17 protein-coding genes and 1 pseudogene are annotated in these 16,102 nt (G+C 61.2%); 6 read left to right on the forward strand and 12 right to left on the reverse strand.

Going from position 1 to position 16,102, the window contains the following annotated elements; all coding sequences use genetic code 11:
• Window positions 1-41 precede the first annotated feature (41 nt).
• The 4 genes from ACZZZP_RS00610 (at window position 42) to ACZZZP_RS00625 (ending at window position 4,167) form a co-directional block, all read left to right on the forward strand.
• A complete protein-coding gene (locus tag ACZZZP_RS00610; protein ID WP_122497473.1) occupies window positions 42-809 on the forward strand; it encodes a TerC family protein in 768 nt (255 codons plus the stop codon).
• 97 nt (window positions 810-906) lie between these two features.
• Complete coding sequence (gene rhtB, locus ACZZZP_RS00615; protein ID WP_122497471.1) at window positions 907-1,539, forward strand: homoserine/homoserine lactone efflux protein; 633 nt, start codon at window positions 907-909, stop codon at window positions 1,537-1,539.
• Between the two features lie 174 nt (window positions 1,540-1,713).
• Window positions 1,714-3,630, forward strand: a complete 1,917-nt coding sequence (locus tag ACZZZP_RS00620; RefSeq protein ID WP_463384528.1) for an FTR1 family protein — start codon at window positions 1,714-1,716, stop codon at window positions 3,628-3,630.
• 75 nt (window positions 3,631-3,705) lie between these two features.
• Window positions 3,706-4,167: a YaiI/YqxD family protein gene (locus ACZZZP_RS00625; protein ID WP_463536186.1), complete on the forward strand. Its 462-nt coding sequence runs from the start codon at window positions 3,706-3,708 to the stop codon at window positions 4,165-4,167.
• Here the strand turns inward: ACZZZP_RS00625 and ACZZZP_RS00630 are convergent.
• From ACZZZP_RS00630 to elbB, 11 genes are all read right to left on the reverse strand, one after another.
• Window positions 4,152-6,293 (reverse strand): putative bifunctional diguanylate cyclase/phosphodiesterase, encoded by a 2,142-nt coding sequence (locus tag ACZZZP_RS00630; RefSeq protein WP_463536187.1) that lies wholly within the window; start codon window positions 6,291-6,293, stop codon window positions 4,152-4,154. The genes ACZZZP_RS00625 and ACZZZP_RS00630 overlap by 16 nt on opposite strands.
• A gap of 140 nt (window positions 6,294-6,433) precedes the next feature.
• Entirely contained in the window at window positions 6,434-6,904 is a 471-nt protein-coding gene (locus tag ACZZZP_RS00635) for a thioesterase family protein (RefSeq protein ID WP_463384530.1), read from the reverse strand.
• An 83-nt stretch (window positions 6,905-6,987) separates the two neighbouring features.
• Window positions 6,988-7,437 (reverse strand): type IV pilin protein, encoded by a 450-nt coding sequence (locus tag ACZZZP_RS00640; RefSeq protein WP_463384531.1) that lies wholly within the window; start codon window positions 7,435-7,437, stop codon window positions 6,988-6,990.
• The gene (locus ACZZZP_RS00645) at window positions 7,424-9,073 is read right to left on the reverse strand and encodes a pilus assembly protein (protein ID WP_463536188.1); all 1,650 of its coding nucleotides are present in this window, start codon (window positions 9,071-9,073) and stop codon (window positions 7,424-7,426) included. The genes ACZZZP_RS00640 and ACZZZP_RS00645 overlap by 14 nt, the downstream gene beginning before the upstream one ends.
• 40 nt (window positions 9,074-9,113) lie before the next feature.
• Window positions 9,114-9,437: a hypothetical protein gene (locus tag ACZZZP_RS00650; protein ID WP_463536189.1), complete on the reverse strand. Its 324-nt coding sequence runs from the start codon at window positions 9,435-9,437 to the stop codon at window positions 9,114-9,116.
• Window positions 9,434-9,982 (reverse strand): hypothetical protein, encoded by a 549-nt coding sequence (locus ACZZZP_RS00655; RefSeq protein ID WP_122497458.1) that lies wholly within the window; start codon window positions 9,980-9,982, stop codon window positions 9,434-9,436. Before ACZZZP_RS00655 ends, ACZZZP_RS00650 begins: the two co-directional genes overlap by 4 nt.
• Window positions 9,979-10,533, reverse strand: coding sequence for a hypothetical protein (locus ACZZZP_RS00660; RefSeq protein ID WP_463536190.1), 555 nt, complete (start codon window positions 10,531-10,533; stop codon window positions 9,979-9,981). The genes ACZZZP_RS00655 and ACZZZP_RS00660 overlap by 4 nt, the downstream gene beginning before the upstream one ends.
• Window positions 10,505-10,756, reverse strand: a complete 252-nt coding sequence (locus tag ACZZZP_RS00665) for a PilW family protein (RefSeq protein ID WP_463536191.1) — start codon at window positions 10,754-10,756, stop codon at window positions 10,505-10,507. Before ACZZZP_RS00665 ends, ACZZZP_RS00660 begins: the two co-directional genes overlap by 29 nt.
• Window positions 10,757-10,768: 12 nt before the next feature.
• Window positions 10,769-11,317 (reverse strand): type IV pilus modification protein PilV, encoded by a 549-nt coding sequence (pilV, locus tag ACZZZP_RS00670; RefSeq protein WP_463536192.1) that lies wholly within the window; start codon window positions 11,315-11,317, stop codon window positions 10,769-10,771.
• Window positions 11,318-11,495: 178 nt separating this feature from the next.
• A complete protein-coding gene (locus ACZZZP_RS00675) occupies window positions 11,496-12,026 on the reverse strand; it encodes a GspH/FimT family pseudopilin (protein ID WP_463384535.1) in 531 nt (176 codons plus the stop codon).
• A gap of 70 nt (window positions 12,027-12,096) precedes the next feature.
• Window positions 12,097-12,762 (reverse strand): isoprenoid biosynthesis glyoxalase ElbB, encoded by a 666-nt coding sequence (gene elbB / locus ACZZZP_RS00680; protein ID WP_122497451.1) that lies wholly within the window; start codon window positions 12,760-12,762, stop codon window positions 12,097-12,099.
• A 317-nt stretch (window positions 12,763-13,079) separates the two neighbouring features.
• Between elbB and ACZZZP_RS00685 the strand changes: the two genes are divergently transcribed.
• Window positions 13,080-14,318 (forward strand): sterol desaturase family protein, encoded by a 1,239-nt coding sequence (locus ACZZZP_RS00685; protein WP_463384536.1) that lies wholly within the window; start codon window positions 13,080-13,082, stop codon window positions 14,316-14,318.
• Here ACZZZP_RS00685 and ACZZZP_RS00690 read toward each other — a convergent pair whose 3' ends face one another.
• Window positions 14,319-14,873 (reverse strand): DedA family protein, encoded by a 555-nt coding sequence (locus tag ACZZZP_RS00690; protein ID WP_122497447.1) that lies wholly within the window; start codon window positions 14,871-14,873, stop codon window positions 14,319-14,321. It abuts the gene before it with no gap.
• A gap of 155 nt (window positions 14,874-15,028) precedes the next feature.
• Here ACZZZP_RS00690 and hemB point away from each other — a divergent pair.
• Window positions 15,029-16,097: pseudogene (gene hemB, locus ACZZZP_RS00695) on the forward strand (porphobilinogen synthase).
• The last annotated feature ends 5 nt before the right edge of the window (window positions 16,098-16,102 follow it).

Below are 16,102 nucleotides of genomic sequence, written 5' to 3' on the forward strand. Positions count from 1 at the left end.
GAACCTGACGGACCACCACTTACCCCTTTTGAGGCAACACTATGGAATGGCTAATGAGTCCAGAGATCTGGGTCGCGTTTCTGACCTTGACCGCTTTGGAAATCGTCCTTGGCATCGACAACATCATCTTCATCTCGATTTTGGTCAGCCGACTGCCGATCGAGCAACAACCCAAAGCACGCTTCTTCGGCCTGGCCCTGGCCATGGGCACCCGAATTCTGTTGCTGCTTTCGATCACCTGGGTGATGCGCCTGACCACGGATCTGTTCACCGTGTTCGAGCAAGGCATTTCCGGGCGTGACCTGATTCTGTTCTTTGGTGGTCTGTTCCTGCTGTTCAAAAGCACCGCCGAGATTTATCACGGCCTTGAAGGCGCTGAAGAAGAGGCCAAAGCCGGCGGCAAGGTGTACGGCTTTATGGGGATCATCACGCAGATCGCCATCATCGACATCATCTTCTCCCTCGACTCGGTAATCACCGCCGTCGGCCTGGTGCAGCATGTACCAGTGATGATCGCGGCCATCGTGATTTCCGTGGGCGTCATGATGCTGGCCGCCAGCACCATCAGCGAATACATCGACAAGCACCCTTCGCTGAAGATGCTCGCGCTGTCGTTCCTGATCGTGGTCGGCACCGTGCTGATCGCCGAAGCCTTCGAAGTGCATGTACCAAAAGGCTACGTCTACTTCGCCATGGCGTTCTCGCTGGCGGTAGAAGCCATCAACATCAAAATGCGCACCGCCCGGGCTCGGGCGGCCAGCAAGAATGTTGACGCCGTGCAACTGCGCAAGAACAGCCCGGACGCCTAAACGGCGCTGTGCTTCCTCAACTGTGTGGTGACTGTGCTAGTCAGTCATCACACAGCGCGTTACCGTAAGCGCCCCCCTATCTCTGAGGTTCGCAGCCATGTTGCTCGAAACCTGGTTGGCGTTTTTCGTGGCCTGTTGGTTAATCAGTCTTTCCCCTGGCGCAGGCGCAATCGCCTCGATGTCGGCCGGCCTGCAATACGGGTTTTGGCGCGGCTACTGGAACGCTTTGGGCTTGCAGCTTGGCCTGGCCGTGCAAATTGCTATTGTCGCTGCGGGCGTCGGTGCGATTCTCTCGGCATCGGAATTGGCCTTTAGCCTGATCAAATGGTTCGGCGTGATTTACCTGGTGTACCTGGGAATCAAACAGTGGCGCGCGCTGCCAAGCGACCTGGCGGATGAAGCGGCGGTGCGTCCTTCTGGTCGCCCATTGACGTTGGTGCTGCGCGGGTTTCTGGTGAACGTCAGCAACCCCAAGGCCGTCGTGTTCATGCTGGCGGTGCTGCCGCAATTCATCGACCCCAAAGCCCCGCAGCTGATGCAGTACCTGACCATGGGCGCGACCATGATTACGGTCGACCTGATTGTCATGGCGGGCTACACCGGCTTGGCGTCTCGCGTGCTGCGCTTGCTGCGCACGCCACGTCAGCAGCGGGTGATGAACCGCACGTTCGGTGCGCTGTTCATTGGCGCGGCTGGGTTGCTAGCTAGCGTCCGCCGAGCGGTGAGCTAAGGCTGTCTTATGCTTTTTGCAGGCGCGTTTCAAGCGGATCGCGCCCTTTTCGCTTCTACGTACTCGAATTCCGCAAATTCCTAATCACCGCGATTACGAAAAGCTTTGTTACAAGGCTTGAGTGAGAACGATAGGAAGGTAACAATGTCAGCCATTCTTATTTGGGATGGAATCATGTTTACCTCTTCCCGCGTGTTGTTATGCCTCCTCTCGCTGTTGTCTCTTTTGAGCCTGAACGCATTCGCTGACCCGGTGGAAGGAACCGCCCAAGCCATACATTTGCTGGATTACATCAGCGCCGACTATGCCGATTCGGTGAATGCTGGACAGGTCATCAACGCCGACGGCTACCAAAAACAACTTGATGCCCTGAGCACGCTGCAAGGCTTGATCGTCGCCCTGCCGGCGCGCCCGCAGCGCGGTGACATCGAGCAAGGCGCACAAGCCCTGCACGACGCCATGGCCAAGCAGCAAGAACCCGCCACGGTGAGCCGTCAGGCGCGTCAGCTCAGCGCCCAGGTGGCAGCGGCTTACGAAGTTAGCCAGGCACCGGTGATCACGCCGGACCCCACCCGCGGCGCACCCATTTACGCGCAGCAATGTGCGGTCTGCCACGGTGATGCCGGGCTGGGTGATGGCCCCGCCGGCATCGGCCTGGAGCCTGCGCCGTCAAACCTGACGGATGCCAAACGCCTCGGTCGCCTCAGCCTGTACGACCTTTACAGCGCCACCACCCTGGGCATCGAAGGCACCGACATGCCGGCCTTTGCTGACCAGTTGGATGAGCGCCAGCGTTGGGACTTGGCTGTGTACATCGCAAGCTTCAGCGCGGCGAAAACAGCCCCGGCTGCCGACGGCGCGAAAGGGAAAACCTTCGACCTCGCCGAACTGGCTCGCCAGACCCCCGACGAGATCGCTGCCAGCCAAGGCGAACCGGCGGCTGCTTTGTTCCGCAGTCAGCGCGCACAGCCTCCGGTGGTGCAACGTGGTCCGCAGCAACTGCTCGACTACACCAGCGTCACCCTGGACAAGAGTCTCGCCGCCTACGGCGCCGGTGATCACGACCAGGCTTACGACCTGTCGGTGGCTGCCTATTTGGAAGGTTTCGAGCTGGTAGAAAGCTCGCTCGACAACGTCGACGCGCAAGTGCGCAAAGACACCGAAAAAGCGCTCATGGCCTATCGGCAATCGCTGCAAGATGGCCTTCCACTGCCCCAGGCTGCACAGAAGCTCGAGTTCGCCAAAACCAAACTGCAGGAGTCGGCCAAGCTGTTGGGCAGCGATGGCTTGAGCCAGTCGCTGAGCTTTATCTCGGCGCTGTTGATTCTGCTGCGCGAAGGCCTGGAAGCGATTCTGGTGCTGGCTGCCATCCTCGCGTTCCTGCGCAACACCGGTCAGCAATCGGCCGAGCGTAGCGTGCACATTGGTTGGGGCTTGGCGATGTTGGCCGGCGTGTTCACCTGGGCGGCGGCGGCTTATCTGTTCGACGTCAGCGGCGCACAGCGTGAATTGCTTGAAGGCTGCACGGCGTTGTTCGCCGCCGTGATGGTGTTGTGGCTGGGCGTGTGGATGCACGACCGTCGTCACGCTGCTGCCTGGCAGGATTACATCAAGAGCAGCCTGGTGGGCGGCGGCGGGCGTTTCGGCTTTGCCATCCTGGCGTTCTTCTCGGTGTACCGCGAGCTGTTCGAAGTCATCCTGTTCTACGAAACCCTCTGGCTGCAGGCCGGTCCAGCCGGGCACACGGCGGTGTTGGCCGGTGGCGCCACGGCGTGTGTGCTGTTGGTCGGCCTGGCCTGGGTGATTTTGCGCGGTTCGGCGCGTCTGCCGCTGGGCGTGTTCTTCGGCATCAACGCCGCGTTGCTTTGCGCGCTGTCGGTAGTGTTCGCTGGCCACGGCGTAAAAGCGCTACAAGAAGCCGGCGTGTTCGGCACGCACCCGGTTCCATTTATCGAATTCGAGTGGCTGGGTATTCATGCCGATCTTTACTCGTTGTCGGCGCAGGCGATTGCTCTTATCGCCATCGCCTTGCTCTATGGCCGCAGTTTCGTCACGGCGCGCCAGCGTGAGCAGGCGGCTAGCGCCAGCTAAACGCAGCGGTTAGCGAACGGGCGAGCAGTGTCACACTGCTCGCCCGTTTTCGTTTTCGAATGGCAGGAGTGTTGTATGCGCGTATGGATCGATGCCGATGCGTGTCCCAAAGCGGCCAAAGATCAGGTGGTCAAGTTCGCCTTGAAACGCCAGTTCGAGGTGCTGATGGTTGCAGGCCAAAGCCAGACCAAGCCGGCGTTTGCCTGCGTGCGGCTGATCGTGGTGCCCAGCGGCCCGGATGCGGCCGACGACTACCTGGTCGAACACGCGGCGCCGGGTGACCTGGTTATTTGCAGCGACGTACCGCTGGCCGACCGCCTGGTGAAAAAGGGCGTGGCAGCGCTGGACCCCCGAGGCCGCGAGTTCGATGCCGGCAATATGGGCGAGCGTTTGGCCGTACGGAATCTATTCACCGACCTGCGTGAGCAAGGCCAAGTCGGCGGCGGGCAAGGCCCTTACGGCGAGCGCGAAAAGCAGGCATTCGCCAACAGCCTGGACCGCATTCTCACGCGCCTGAGTCGTCAGGCACTGAGCTGAGGCGAGGCTTGCGGCGGCGTAAGCCACAGCTGCAGCGCCTCCAGCGACAGGGGTCGGCTGAACAGGTAGCCCTGAATCAGATCGCAGTCGTTAGCGCGTAGAAAGTCCAACTGCTCCTCGGTCTCCACGCCCTCGGCGACTACTTTCAACTGGAGCTTGTGGGCCATGGCGATAATCGCTGCGGTAATTGCCATATCGTTCGGTTGTGCCGGAATTTCACGGATAAACGAGCGATCCACTTTCAAACTGTTAACCGGCAACTTGCGAAGGTAGGCCAGCGAGGAATAGCCGCTGCCAAAGTCGTCGATGGAAATTTTCACCCCGAGCCGGCGGATTTCTTCGAGAATTTCAACCGCCGTATTGAGGTTATTCATCAGCGCATTCTCGGTCACTTCCATCACTAACCCGGAGGAATCCAGTCCGGTGCGCGCCAGAATGTGCCCGATGGCGGCAGGCAGCGCCCGGTTCGACAGGTTCAGGGCGGAGCAGTTGAACGCCACGCGCAACTCGGGGAAGCCAGCCTTGCGCAACGCCATCAAATCGCGGCAAGCGCGTTCGGCCACCCACAAATCCAGTTCGACGATAAAGCCATGCTGCTCGGCCAGCGGCGCGAACACCTCCGGGCTGACAGCGCCGCGCTCCGGGTGATTCCAGCGCGCCAGTGCTTCGAGGCTCATCACCTGCCCTGTCTCGCTGGAGACGATGGGCTGATAGTGAACGTGAAGCCCGTCTTCGTTCAGCGCGCGACGCAAGTCCTGCTCCAGCGTCAGGTCCATGTGGGCGCGGCGCTCTAGATCCGGGTTAAAACGCAGGCTGCGATTGCGCCCGTTCTGCTTGCAATAGCCCACGGCCAGTCCGGCGTGTTTGAACAGGGCGTCGTAGTCGGCGCTGTCCTGCGGGAACAGGCTCAGGCCAATGCTGGCGGTTTGGGTAATCTGGCCGCAGGCCAGGCTGAACGGCGTTTGCAGTTGGTCGACGATGCGGCTGGCTAACTGTTCAGCCTGGTAGCCGTGCTCAACGCGGGCGAGCACGCAAAACTCGTCACCAGAAAAACGCGCCAGTACATCCTCTCCGCCCAACGCGGAGCGGATGCGCTGGACAACCAGTTGCAGCAAATGGTCGCCGGTGGCGTGGCCAAGGCTGTCGTTGATGCGTTTGAAATTATCCAGATCAATAAACAGCAGTGCCCAACGCTGCTGTGGCTCTACGGCGCCCAATGCGCGGTTGGCCAACTGGGTGAACGCACGGCCATTGAACAGGTTGGTCAGGGGGTCGTACTGCGTAACGGCGTTCAGTTCCTGCGCCACCTGGCGCAACTTGGCGTACTGTTCGCGCAGGCGCTGGTCGGCCCAACTGGCACCGATGCCGGCGACGATGATCATCAGCGCAATCAGGCCAATCGACACCGCCAAAACCGTTTGCTCGCCGGTTTCCGCCACGGGGCGCAGCACGTGGGCATACAGGTCTGACGGCACGGCCAGGGTCATGGCGGCCATGCCGGTGAAATGCATTGAGGCAATCGCGCCGCCCATCACCAGACTGGCAAGGATGCGCAGCCAGCGCGCGCGCTCGCCAGTTTTGCCGCGAAAATAGAACGCCAGCACCAGGGCGGCGAGCGAAGCGCCGATGGCGATCAGTATCGACACGGCAAACAGCGTGGGGTCGTAGTACAGCGTGGCGGCAGACTCAATGGCCGCCATGCCGCTGTAGTGCATGGTGGCGATGCCGACGCCCGCCGTGACGGCGGCGGCCACGTACTGCCATGGCGCCAACCGTTTGCGGCTGATCACCCACATCACCGCATACGACACGGCGACCGCGATGAGCAGCGAGAGCAGGGTGATGTGGAAGTTGTAGCCGATGTGCAGCGGCGCGCTGAAGGACAGCATGGCGATAAAGTGCATCGACCAGATACCGCCGCCCAGAGCGAAGGCGCCGATCCAGCGCCACAGTTCGCGTCCTCCCATGGTACGGCTGCTGCTGACCCGATTGGCCATGGCCAGGGCAGTGAAACCGGCGGCGCTGGCGACCAGATAGGCCAATAACACCAGGCTGGGATCGTGTCGGCAGTCGAGGAGGACCGTCTGGTTGGCCGGCATGTCCGCGAGGAAGTGCAGCAAGGGCATCACAAGCTCCAACCAAGATTAGGCGGCACGGCCATCAATAGTGGCGCATTGCCATTTTCGGCATCGTAAAGGGCGGCACGAGTGGACGCCACGCTTTTGGTCGGTTCGGGCAAGGCGCACGTAAACACTTTTCGACTCAGCTAACCGCACAGATAAGTTCCGGTACCCACCGCCACCAGCGTGCCATCGTCGGCATGCAGTTCTGAGCGTACCACCGCGACTTTGTTGCCGGAGCGCAGGAGCACGGCTTTGGCGACGAAGTGCTCACCGCGTCCCGGCCGCAGATAGTCCACGCGCAAATCGATGGTGCCGAGCTTGGACAAACGATCCATACGCTCGGCAGTGCCCAGGTTCTGATGCCGCTCAAACGCGCCGATCAAGGCCATGGCGCCACCCGTAACATCGAGCAGGGCCGAGATGACACCACCATGAAGAATGCCGTGAACAAAGTTGCCCACCAGCGCCGGCTGCATCGGTAACGACATCAACACCTGCTCGGTCGAGAGATCGTCGATACGTATCCCCAGCATTTGATTAAACGGAATGCGCTCAAAGAAGCTCTGCACGGCTTGCTTGAGTTCCGGGGTGAGTTGGAATGTCGAGTCGGACATGGCGGGTTCGCTCTTAGGGGTGTGGCTTAGCGTGCCGCAAGCAGCGGGCATCCGCTATCGCCGTGGTGGGGCCGTTTTGGCCATTACTTCCAGCATTCCTGCGGTGTCGCATTACCCGTCGCGCCGGTGACTCCGGCGCCATTGAGCAGCAGCGAGGCGCAGGCGGTGTCTGCTCGCTGCGCGCCAGTCGGTTCCGCCCGCAGCAGGTAGCCGCCGTCGCCCGGCTCGACGATTAAGCGGTACAACCCATTGGCGCTCAGCACAACGTTGCCGTCGGTGTGGGGCAATTGCAGCTCGCGCAGCGACGCAACGGTGGTGACGTACAGCTGGTTTTGCGCGTAATAGCGGGCCTGACGAGCAGCCGTGTCGACCAGCAGAGCCTGCGCCTCGGTGCGATTGGTGCGCAGCACGTATTGGCGGTACTGCGGCATTGCGAAGGTATACAGCAGGCCCATGATGGTCAGCACCACCATCAGCTCCAACAGGCTAAAGCCGGCGAAACGTCGTGCGAGGGTTGGTTCACGGTGTGACATCGGTGATCACCCTCCAGCTTTGCCGTCCGTTCGCGCGAGGGCCGAGCGAAATCGATGCACAGCCGTTATTACCCAGCACACACGGCGCGCCGGTCCCAGGGTCGACAACAATGTGCACGTTTTCGTCAACGTTGATACCAGAGGGCAGGTCACCCTCTCGCGTGTCTTGTTCGTCTACGCGGCCATCGTGATTGAGGTCAAATACGGGGAACAGCGTGCCGCTGCCGGTGCCTGAGTTGATCGCATAAAGACGGCGCTCGACGTCGCGCTGGCAGGGGGCGATGGACGGGATGCGGGTGCGCACAAACAGCAACTCGCCGTGTTTCTCTGGCGGATCAGTCAGGCGCTCGCTGCCGGCCCCTGCGGTGCCAGGTTGCAGGTCGATATACCAACCGTGTTTGTCACCAGTCGCAGCGTCAGGAAGCTGCCAGCTCACCGCATGGTTGGTTAAGCGCAGCGGTGGGCTGATCTGCTGTTCCTGAAGCGACTCGAAACGGACAGCGTCGGCAGCCGCGGTTTTTTCACCTTGGGTTTGGCGGTCCCAAACGGCATACAAGCTGTGCTGGTCGACATCTGGACTCAGGTGGTTTTGCCCTGTGCCGAACAGGATCAAGTAACCCTGCTCTGAAGGGTGACTGACTACGGACGGCGCCATCGTGATTGGCTGCGCAGCCGAGGCGCTCGTACGTGTCGGTGCGCTGAACAGCGGGGTGCCGGCGAACGCCAGGCGGAAATTGTCGGGGCTGACGGCGTGTGGCGGCGCAGGCTTGTCCAGCCCGCCCACGCTTGTATCGAATAAGTCGAAACGCCACAGGTTGCCGAGGTTATCTCCGGCGTACGCGTAATCAGCGTTGCCATCGCCATTGGTGTCGACCACTCGCGGCATGGCCAGACCGGGCGCTGGTCGGGGTGTGACGATTCGGCGGATAAGCGCTCCAGTGCGAATGTCGAGCAGCAGCAGGGCAGCCGTATCGGTTGGCACGTCGACCCCGTTGCCCAGAACGACGGCCCACTGTCCGGTATGCAGGCGGGCGATCGTCGGTGCGGTCAACACATGGCCCAGGTGCGGGTCGTTACTGGCGGTGTATTCCCACAGGTGAGCAGGCTGGTCCGGATCGCTGACATCCAGCGCCAGCAACCCGCGTCCACCGGCGCCAAAGCTAACGAGCAGAACGGTGTGCCAGGCGCCGTCGTAATAAACGTCCTGGCTAAGTAATGGGCCGTCAACGAAGAAGCGGTGGGGGTCACCGTGGTGGCTGCCGTAGGTGGCCGCCGTCAGTGTTACGAGCTTGGGCAAGAGCGCCGAGGGCACAACGCTCCAGCGTTCTTCGCCCGTCGCGGCATCGAATGCGTGCAGCCGGCCGTCATTCGCGCCCACATACACCTGAGCTCGGCGCGGCGTGGCCCTGAACGCGGCATATGCGCCGAGCGATCCGTCGTAGGTGTCCATGACCTTGGCTACACGATCAGGCGAGCCGACCAACAGCGGGACTGAATTTATGATGTCGCCAAGTTCGGGTAAACCCGGACGCAGCAGCGCGCAACCGTCCAGCCCCTCGCATGATTCGCCGCTCAGCAACGCCACGCGGGCGGCGCCGTATCCGTCGGGCTCGCCATCGGCGCCACGATTTAGCACCGCACGTTCCTCCTCATTAAGCGCTGACCAACGAAAGTCTTTAAGTCCAGATTGTCCATGGCTGCCGGCGAGTAGTAGGCGGCGCGGCCGAGGCACGTGTTCGCTGGCGCGCCACAGTGTCGTGCTCTGGCGTCGCCGCGGCGAGCCGCTCTTTGCTCAGCTCGCCCGACCAGTTCAGAGGGTTGAAGTGCGTCCAGTAGCGGACGCTGGGTTCGAGCGAGGTCACCATGCTGGTGGACGTGGGCGGACGGATACATAACCGGTTCCGGAAATAGTCGTCACCGTTGCCCAGGGTTTTGGAGGCAAACAGACCGCTGAGCCCGGCAAGTACCCATGCGGTAAATCGCAGATGAAAAGTGCTCATGGTCGGCCGTCCAGAAAGGTGCGCGCCACGACGGAACGCAAACAAATGGCCGCAACCGCGCAGTTGTTATGAAGGGGCAGGTTGGGCGATACCAAGTGCGCAAAAAACGCCTGGCTGCTGACTTCGTAGTAATACGTACCGCCGGCCTTGGCGGCGTCGCCATACGAAACTTCGGCCAGCTGCTGGCTAGCCGAAGGTATTTGGCGGATATACCAGCGTGCAGTGGCCCCGGTGCGTGTCGGACCCAGCGCCGCGTGATAGGGAGTGGCTGCTGAAAAATCTACGCCGTTATGACTGGCAATTCCTTGCAAGCATGGCTGCGTGCCGCACGTTGGTAGGGGGCCGAGTGCCTGGTTAATGTGGCGCTCGGCTTCGCGCAACCCGGCTTCGGCGGCGTTGAGCAAGCGCTGCTGCTCCAGATCGCGAGTGAGGGTGCGTGTTTCCATGGCGATATCGTGAACGCCGGACACCGCTAACGTGGTAACCACCACCATTAAAATCAGCGTTATCAACAGCACGCTGCCTCGCTCGTCGGTGGGGTTCATGGCAGGACGTTCATTAAGGTGGCGGTGCCTTTCACCACTTGGTAAAGCCGCAGTGTGGGCGCTGCGGGGAAGTCTTTTTCGTACCAATAGCGCCAGGCCAGAGCGTTGCTGGCTGCCGTGCCACCGGGCACTGCTGCGCTCATGAGCGCCGCGTAGCGAATGCTGCGAACCAAGTCGTTAGACGCAGGCGTGGCGGTGTAGGCCAGAACGTCGAGCGCGCCGGGTGCTGCTACACCGAAATCAAAGCGAGCATCGGTGATGCCTTCGATCAGCGTGGCGGTGCCGTCTTTGCTGGTGCACATCAGTTGCTGGGTGGCATTGATGGACAGTTTCTCGACATACGCTTCCACCGGTTCGGCATACGGAATGGCCAGGCTCGCCGTGTTGGCTGGCCGGCTATTGCCCAGGCAATCGAGTTCCTGCCGGTCGCTGGGTTGATAGCGGATGCACAGGGTTTTGGCGTTTACCGAAACGACCACCTGGCCGGCGGCGAATACGCAGCCTGGCACGCCGGAACCTGCTTCATCGAGTGCCGGGAAAGCCGCCGCCATGGTCTGCTCCGGCCGACGCTTGAACCCGGTTCTGGCCAGTTGCCTCGTCCAGCCATTGCATGGTGAAACGGGCGTTGTTCTGGTTGTCGGCCTGGGCCCGTTGGAAGAGGTAGCTGAGTTTGTTGTCGATCACGACCTGGGCGGAGGTGAGCATCAAAAACGAGCCGATAGCCAGGGCTACCAACAGCTCAACCAGGGACAGTCCGCGCTGCATTGTTCTCATGCTGCGCACCTCCTACAATTGGCTGCGAATGCGGTGGTGGCAGTACGTTTCGGCGCCCAGACATTCACCGTGCGAGCCCTTCCACGCCACCTGCACTTCGATGACCGAGCTGCTCGCGGCGCATGTGCCGGGAGTTGGGGCGCGGCATACATGTGAGGTGCCGTTGGGCAAATCGGCGGAACTGGGCAAGAGCGTGGCCACTTCGTTTAGCCAACATGCTAATTGCGCGGCCGGTTGGGCCGGCGTTGGGCGGCACGCTGAGGCGTTCCCCGGTTGCGGTAGGCCCGCTTGCAAGTAGCGGGTCCAGTGGTCAGGGGTGGCGCGCACCAGTTCCAGCATGTCGTTGGCCAGCATGGCCGCCGTGGTGCGCTTGACGGTCTCGGTGGTGTAGGCAATCGCTCGGCCTTGCAGGGCGGCCATGCCAAGCATGCCGATGCCGATCAGTAAGGCGGTTATCAGCACTTCCACCAGGCTGAAGCCTGATGCGTTAAACCCAAGAAGTGGGGATAGGCGAGGTGGTGAGTTGCGAGTGGCTGCTGAAACCTTCCATGGACTGTTCATCGTGGCGCTCCCTGTGCCAGTGGTAATCGAGGTGTAGCTCCTTGCTGCACCGATGCTGGTCAGCTCCGGCGGGCGTCTCGATTGTTTACCAATGGCTGAGCGGAAATGCCGGCTGGTTGCATTTCCTCCGTAGGAAGCCTCTTAGCGATTGCTCAGGTCTTGGGCAGCCAAGGTGCATTCAGCGGCACAGCGCGCCGTCGTTCTGACCCGCTTCCAAACCGCTGTTATGGCGGACGCGACCCTGACGGTTGATGACCAGTTGCCAGACCACTGTGTCGTCGCCAGCGCACAGAATGAAGCGCCCGTTGCTGGCGGCGGTGGTGCCGTTGGCCTGATACAGAATGGTTTGGCTGGAGGCGCCCGTTCCGGCCCAGCGTAGGCGGCCGCCGCCTTTTGCGGGCTCGGCTTGGCGGGTGTAGGCGAGCGTGGAGCCGGTCGCTACGTCGCGGATCAACCAGCCTTGGTTCCAGGCGTGATCGCATTGCTGGCCAGTGCTGGACCCGCACAGATCAACGCGGCGCATCAGGCTGATGGCTTCGCTTCGCGTAGTCTTCAGGTGGCTTTGCAGGCTGTGGCGCAGATTGTCGTGGCGGTTGTTCTGCACATATTGATTGAGGTTGGGCAAGGCCAGGCTGCTAACGATTGCCACCAGGCAAAGAATGATCAGCAGCTCGGTCAGGGAAAAACCACGGGCGTGGAAAGGTTGCATAGCGAAACGTCCTTGTTTCAGGGGGCCGTCCTGGCCGTTTAGAGAGAGGGTGCAACGTAGTGCCGCCGTGTCAGGCCTCGCTGTTGCTGAGTTCAAGCACACGGTCTACGAGCTTATTGATGCCCGATGCGGCCTCGCTTATCGATTGCGCGCGCATGTAGGCGGGGGTGGTCACGAGCTTGTACTGCGGGTCTTCGACGATGTCATCAACGGCGCATTCTTCATGCTGAGCGCCCATCGTGGTGAGCGCGGCTGCGGTGTCGGCATCGTTGCCAATGGTGCAGACCACGCCGGGGCCGAAGATTTTCGCGGCCATCGCCGGTGCAATACAGATCAGCCCGACCGGTTTGTTCGCGGCGGCGAAGGCTTGCGCCAAGGCCAGCACGTCGGGCTGCACGGTCAGCTGCGCACCATTGACGGCGAAGTCACTAAGGTTTTTCGCAGCGCCGAAGCCGCCAGGAACGATCAGCGCATCGAACTCATCGGCGCTGGCTTCGCGCACGTCTTTGATTTCGCCGCGCACGATGCGGGCCGCTTCCACCAGCACGTTGCGTGTTTCCGGCATTTCGTCGCCGGTCAGGTGGTTGATGACATGGTGTTGAGTGATGTTGGGCGCGAAGCATTGAACGTCGACGCCGCGCTGGTCCAATCGCAGCAGGGTAATCACGCTTTCGTAGATTTCCGCGCCGTCGTAGACGCCGCAGCCAGAAAGAATTACAGCGACTTTTTTGTGCATGGCGATTCCCCTTCCTCGATGGGTGGGCCGAGCGTGCGGCCCTTAGCCCGTGGCGCAGCGGCCGGTTCCGGGCGCCTGTTAATGCTTGGCGCCCTCGACCTGCCGTCGCTGCCCGGCTGGTAAAAGTTTGGACCGCAGTTTGCCGGAAACGGCGTTATGAAATTGTCATTTTTGCCGAGCGCCAACCGGTTTCAGAGGCGTCTGTCGTCAAATGCCGCTCGTGTTGTCACCCGACGGTACGAGGTACTACGAGCCTCGGCGCTAGCATCACCCCCTGGTCGCGTAAGTGACCGAACAACAATAAAGACGGGTGAGTCATGAATTACGTCCTCTATGCAGTGCCTTTTTTCTTTCTGCTGATTGCCCTTGAACTGCTGGCTGATCGTTGGCACGGCGTTCGCACCTATCGCCTGGCCGATGCCATTAACAGTCTTAGCGCGGGTGTGTTGTCGACGACCGTTGGCTTGCTCACCAAAGTGGTGGGGTTGCTGACGTATACGTTTGCCTGGCAACACTGGGGATTTCTGGAGCTGTCGGCGCAGCAACTGTGGGTGTGGTTGTTCGCGTTTGTGTTCTACGATTTTTGCTACTACTGGAATCACCGCTTGGGTCACGAGCGCAACGTGCTGTGGGCGGCGCACTCGGTGCATCACCAGAGCGAGGAATACAACCTTTCCACCGCATTGCGGCAGACCAGTACGGGCTGGATTTTCGGCTGGATCTTTTATCTGCCGATGGCGTTGTTGGGCATTCCACCGGTAGTGTTTCTGACGGTCGCCGCGCTGAATCTGCTGTATCAATTTTGGGTTCACACGCGGCACGTTCCCAAGCTTGGCTGGTTCGAGTGGGTGTTTATCTCGCCGTCGAACCATCGCGTGCATCATGCTCAGAACGCGGTGTACATGGACCGCAACTACGGTGGCGTTTTCATCGTGTGGGACCGTCTGTTCGGCACATTCCAGGAAGAATTGGATGAGGAACCGGTGGTGTTCGGCGTGACCACGCCGCTGGCGAGCTGGAATCCGCTGTGGGCCAATCTGCAGTTCTATGCGGTGCTCTGGCGTGACGCGGTTAGGGCCGGGTCGTGGTGGGACAAAGGCCGCATCTGGTTTATGCGCACCGGTTGGCGACCGGCCGATGTGGCGGCGAACTATCCACTGGTTAAGGCGGATCTCGCCCGCTTCGAGAAATTCCACGTGCCGCTGCGTCGAATCGAGCAGGTGTATGTCGCGCTGCAATTTGTCGGGTATGTCGCGGCGGGCAGCTTCTTGCTGGCGAATGGCGAGACGCAGGCGCTGGGCGTGCTGCTCGGCAGTTGCACCTGGATGGCGTTTGGCTTGTATGTGCTGGGTGTCTGGCTGGAAAACCGTCCGTACGCGATGGGCCTGGAGGCGCTTCGCTTGCTGCTCAATGCGCCGGCTCTATGGCTGGCGGAGGAGGCGGGTTTGCTGCCGATGAGTGCATGGGGCTGGGGCGTGCTGTTGGGGTACAGCGCTGTCAGTGCTGTGGCATTGCTGATGATAAGTCGTCGGCCGGCTCGCGCCGTGGCGGCGTAATCAGCCCTTGCGGGATTTGAGGTAGCGGCGCAACCACAGCGCCGCACCGAGCAGCAGCAGCGCACCGAGCACCCACAGCTCGTATTTCTTCACGTTGCCTAGAATGCTTTCCATCACCGAGCCGAAATGGAACGAGGCGTAGCCCAGCGCCATGGCCCAGACGATGGCGCCGATACCGTTGAGGATGAGGTAGCGCAGCGGCGGGTAGCCGGACAAACCGATCGCCACCGGCATCACCGTGCGCATGCCGTACACAAAGCGGAAGCTCAGCACCCAGAGGTCTGGATGACGTTGGATATAGCCCAGCGCTTTATCACCCATTTTCTGCAGTCGCGGTTTGCGCGCCAGTAAACGGCGCCCATGTTTGCGGCCCAGGTAGTACCAGAGTTGGTCGCCGGCATAACTGCCGAAGAAGGCTGTGACCACCACCGCGTTGATGTCCATGTAGCCACGGAACGCGAGGAAGCCGGCCAAGACCAGAATGGTTTCGCCTTCGAAAAAGGTGCCAAGAAATAAGGCGAGGTAACCGAAGTCCTGCAGGAATTGTTGGAGCATCGTCAGCGTGCACGGCGAAATGAACGCGCAGCCTAACCTGACGGCGCGTCAGGGGAAAGCGTGACGCGTAAGCCCTTAGTCTATTCATAGGCTCATGGCCGTCGGCTGCGGCGCGCGGTCACATAGCTGCCAGCAAGTGTCATTCTTTGGTCATAATGGACGCCTATAACTGTCACGCTAGCCCGCCTGTGCGGGCCCAGGAGTCTGCCGTGAGCTTTACCCCCGCCAATCGTTTGTTTCCCGCCACTCGCCTGCGCCGTAATCGCCGCGACGATTTTTCCCGCCGCCTGGTGCGCGAAAATGTGCTGACCGTTGATGACCTGATTCTGCCGGTGTTTGTGCTCGATGGCGAAAACGCCCGCGAGGAAGTCAGCTCGATGCCCGGCGTGGCGCGCTTGTCTATCGATTTGCTGCTCAAGGAAGCTGAAGAGTGGGTGGCCTTGGGTATTCCAGCGGTGGCGCTGTTTCCGGTGACGCCTGCCGAGAAGAAAACCCTCGACGGCCGTGAAGCCTGGAACCCTGACGGTATCGCCCAGCGCGCCATTCGCGCGCTGCGCGAAAAATTTCCAGAGCTGGGCGTGATCGCCGACGTCGCCCTCGACCCGTTCACCACCCACGGCCAGGACGGCATTCTCGACGAGCATGGCTACGTGCAGAACGACATCACCGTCGATGCGCTGGTGCGCCAGGCGTTGTCCCACGCTGACGCGGGCGCGCAGGTCGTTGCGCCCTCGGACATGATGGATGGCCGCATTCAGGCGATCCGTGAAGCGCTGGAGCTGGCCGACCACACCAACGTGCGAATCATGGCCTACTCGGCCAAGTACGCCAGCGCCTACTACGGCCCGTTCCGCGATGCGGTCGGCTCGTCTCTTAAATCTGGGTAAGGCCAACAAGGCGTCTTACCAGATGGACCCGGCCAACAGCGACGAAGCGCTGCACGAGGTGGCCGCCGACCTGGCTGAAGGCGCCGACATGGTCATGGTTAAACCAGGCATGCCGTACCTCGATATTCTTTACCGGGTGAAGGCGGAATTCCGCGTACCCACCTTTGTCTACCAGGTCAGCGGCGAGTACGCGATGCACATGGCCGCGATTCAGAACGGCTGGCTCAGCGAGGCCGTGATTCTGGAATCACTCACCGCCTTCAAACGTGCCGGTGCTGATGGCATCCTGACCTACTTCGCCGTGCGTGCGGCGCAACTATTAAAACAAGGGCAGTGAGCCCG

The sequence above is a fragment of the Pseudomonas sp. AC211 genome (genome assembly GCF_979258055.1).

Coding starts and splice junctions, on each gene's coding strand:
- ACZZZP_RS00610 (WP_122497473.1), top strand. CDS start 42: ATGGAATGGCTAATGAGTCCAGAGATCTGGGTCGCGTTTCTGACCTTG.
- rhtB (WP_122497471.1), top strand. CDS start 907: ATGTTGCTCGAAACCTGGTTGGCGTTTTTCGTGGCCTGTTGGTTAATC.
- ACZZZP_RS00620 (WP_463384528.1), top strand. CDS start 1,714: ATGTTTACCTCTTCCCGCGTGTTGTTATGCCTCCTCTCGCTGTTGTCT.
- ACZZZP_RS00625 (WP_463536186.1), top strand. CDS start 3,706: ATGCGCGTATGGATCGATGCCGATGCGTGTCCCAAAGCGGCCAAAGAT.
- ACZZZP_RS00630 (WP_463536187.1), bottom strand. CDS start 6,293: ATGCCCTTGCTGCACTTCCTCGCGGACATGCCGGCCAACCAGACGGTC.
- ACZZZP_RS00635 (WP_463384530.1), bottom strand. CDS start 6,904: ATGTCCGACTCGACATTCCAACTCACCCCGGAACTCAAGCAAGCCGTG.
- ACZZZP_RS00640 (WP_463384531.1), bottom strand. CDS start 7,437: ATGTCACACCGTGAACCAACCCTCGCACGACGTTTCGCCGGCTTTAGC.
- ACZZZP_RS00650 (WP_463536189.1), bottom strand. CDS start 9,437: ATGAGCACTTTTCATCTGCGATTTACCGCATGGGTACTTGCCGGGCTC.
- ACZZZP_RS00655 (WP_122497458.1), bottom strand. CDS start 9,982: ATGAACCCCACCGACGAGCGAGGCAGCGTGCTGTTGATAACGCTGATT.
- ACZZZP_RS00660 (WP_463536190.1), bottom strand. CDS start 10,533: ATGGCGGCGGCTTTCCCGGCACTCGATGAAGCAGGTTCCGGCGTGCCA.
- ACZZZP_RS00665 (WP_463536191.1), bottom strand. CDS start 10,756: ATGAGAACAATGCAGCGCGGACTGTCCCTGGTTGAGCTGTTGGTAGCC.
- pilV (WP_463536192.1), bottom strand. CDS start 11,317: ATGAACAGTCCATGGAAGGTTTCAGCAGCCACTCGCAACTCACCACCT.
- ACZZZP_RS00675 (WP_463384535.1), bottom strand. CDS start 12,026: ATGCAACCTTTCCACGCCCGTGGTTTTTCCCTGACCGAGCTGCTGATC.
- elbB (WP_122497451.1), bottom strand. CDS start 12,762: ATGCACAAAAAAGTCGCTGTAATTCTTTCTGGCTGCGGCGTCTACGAC.
- ACZZZP_RS00685 (WP_463384536.1), top strand. CDS start 13,080: ATGAATTACGTCCTCTATGCAGTGCCTTTTTTCTTTCTGCTGATTGCC.
- ACZZZP_RS00690 (WP_122497447.1), bottom strand. CDS start 14,873: ATGCTCCAACAATTCCTGCAGGACTTCGGTTACCTCGCCTTATTTCTT.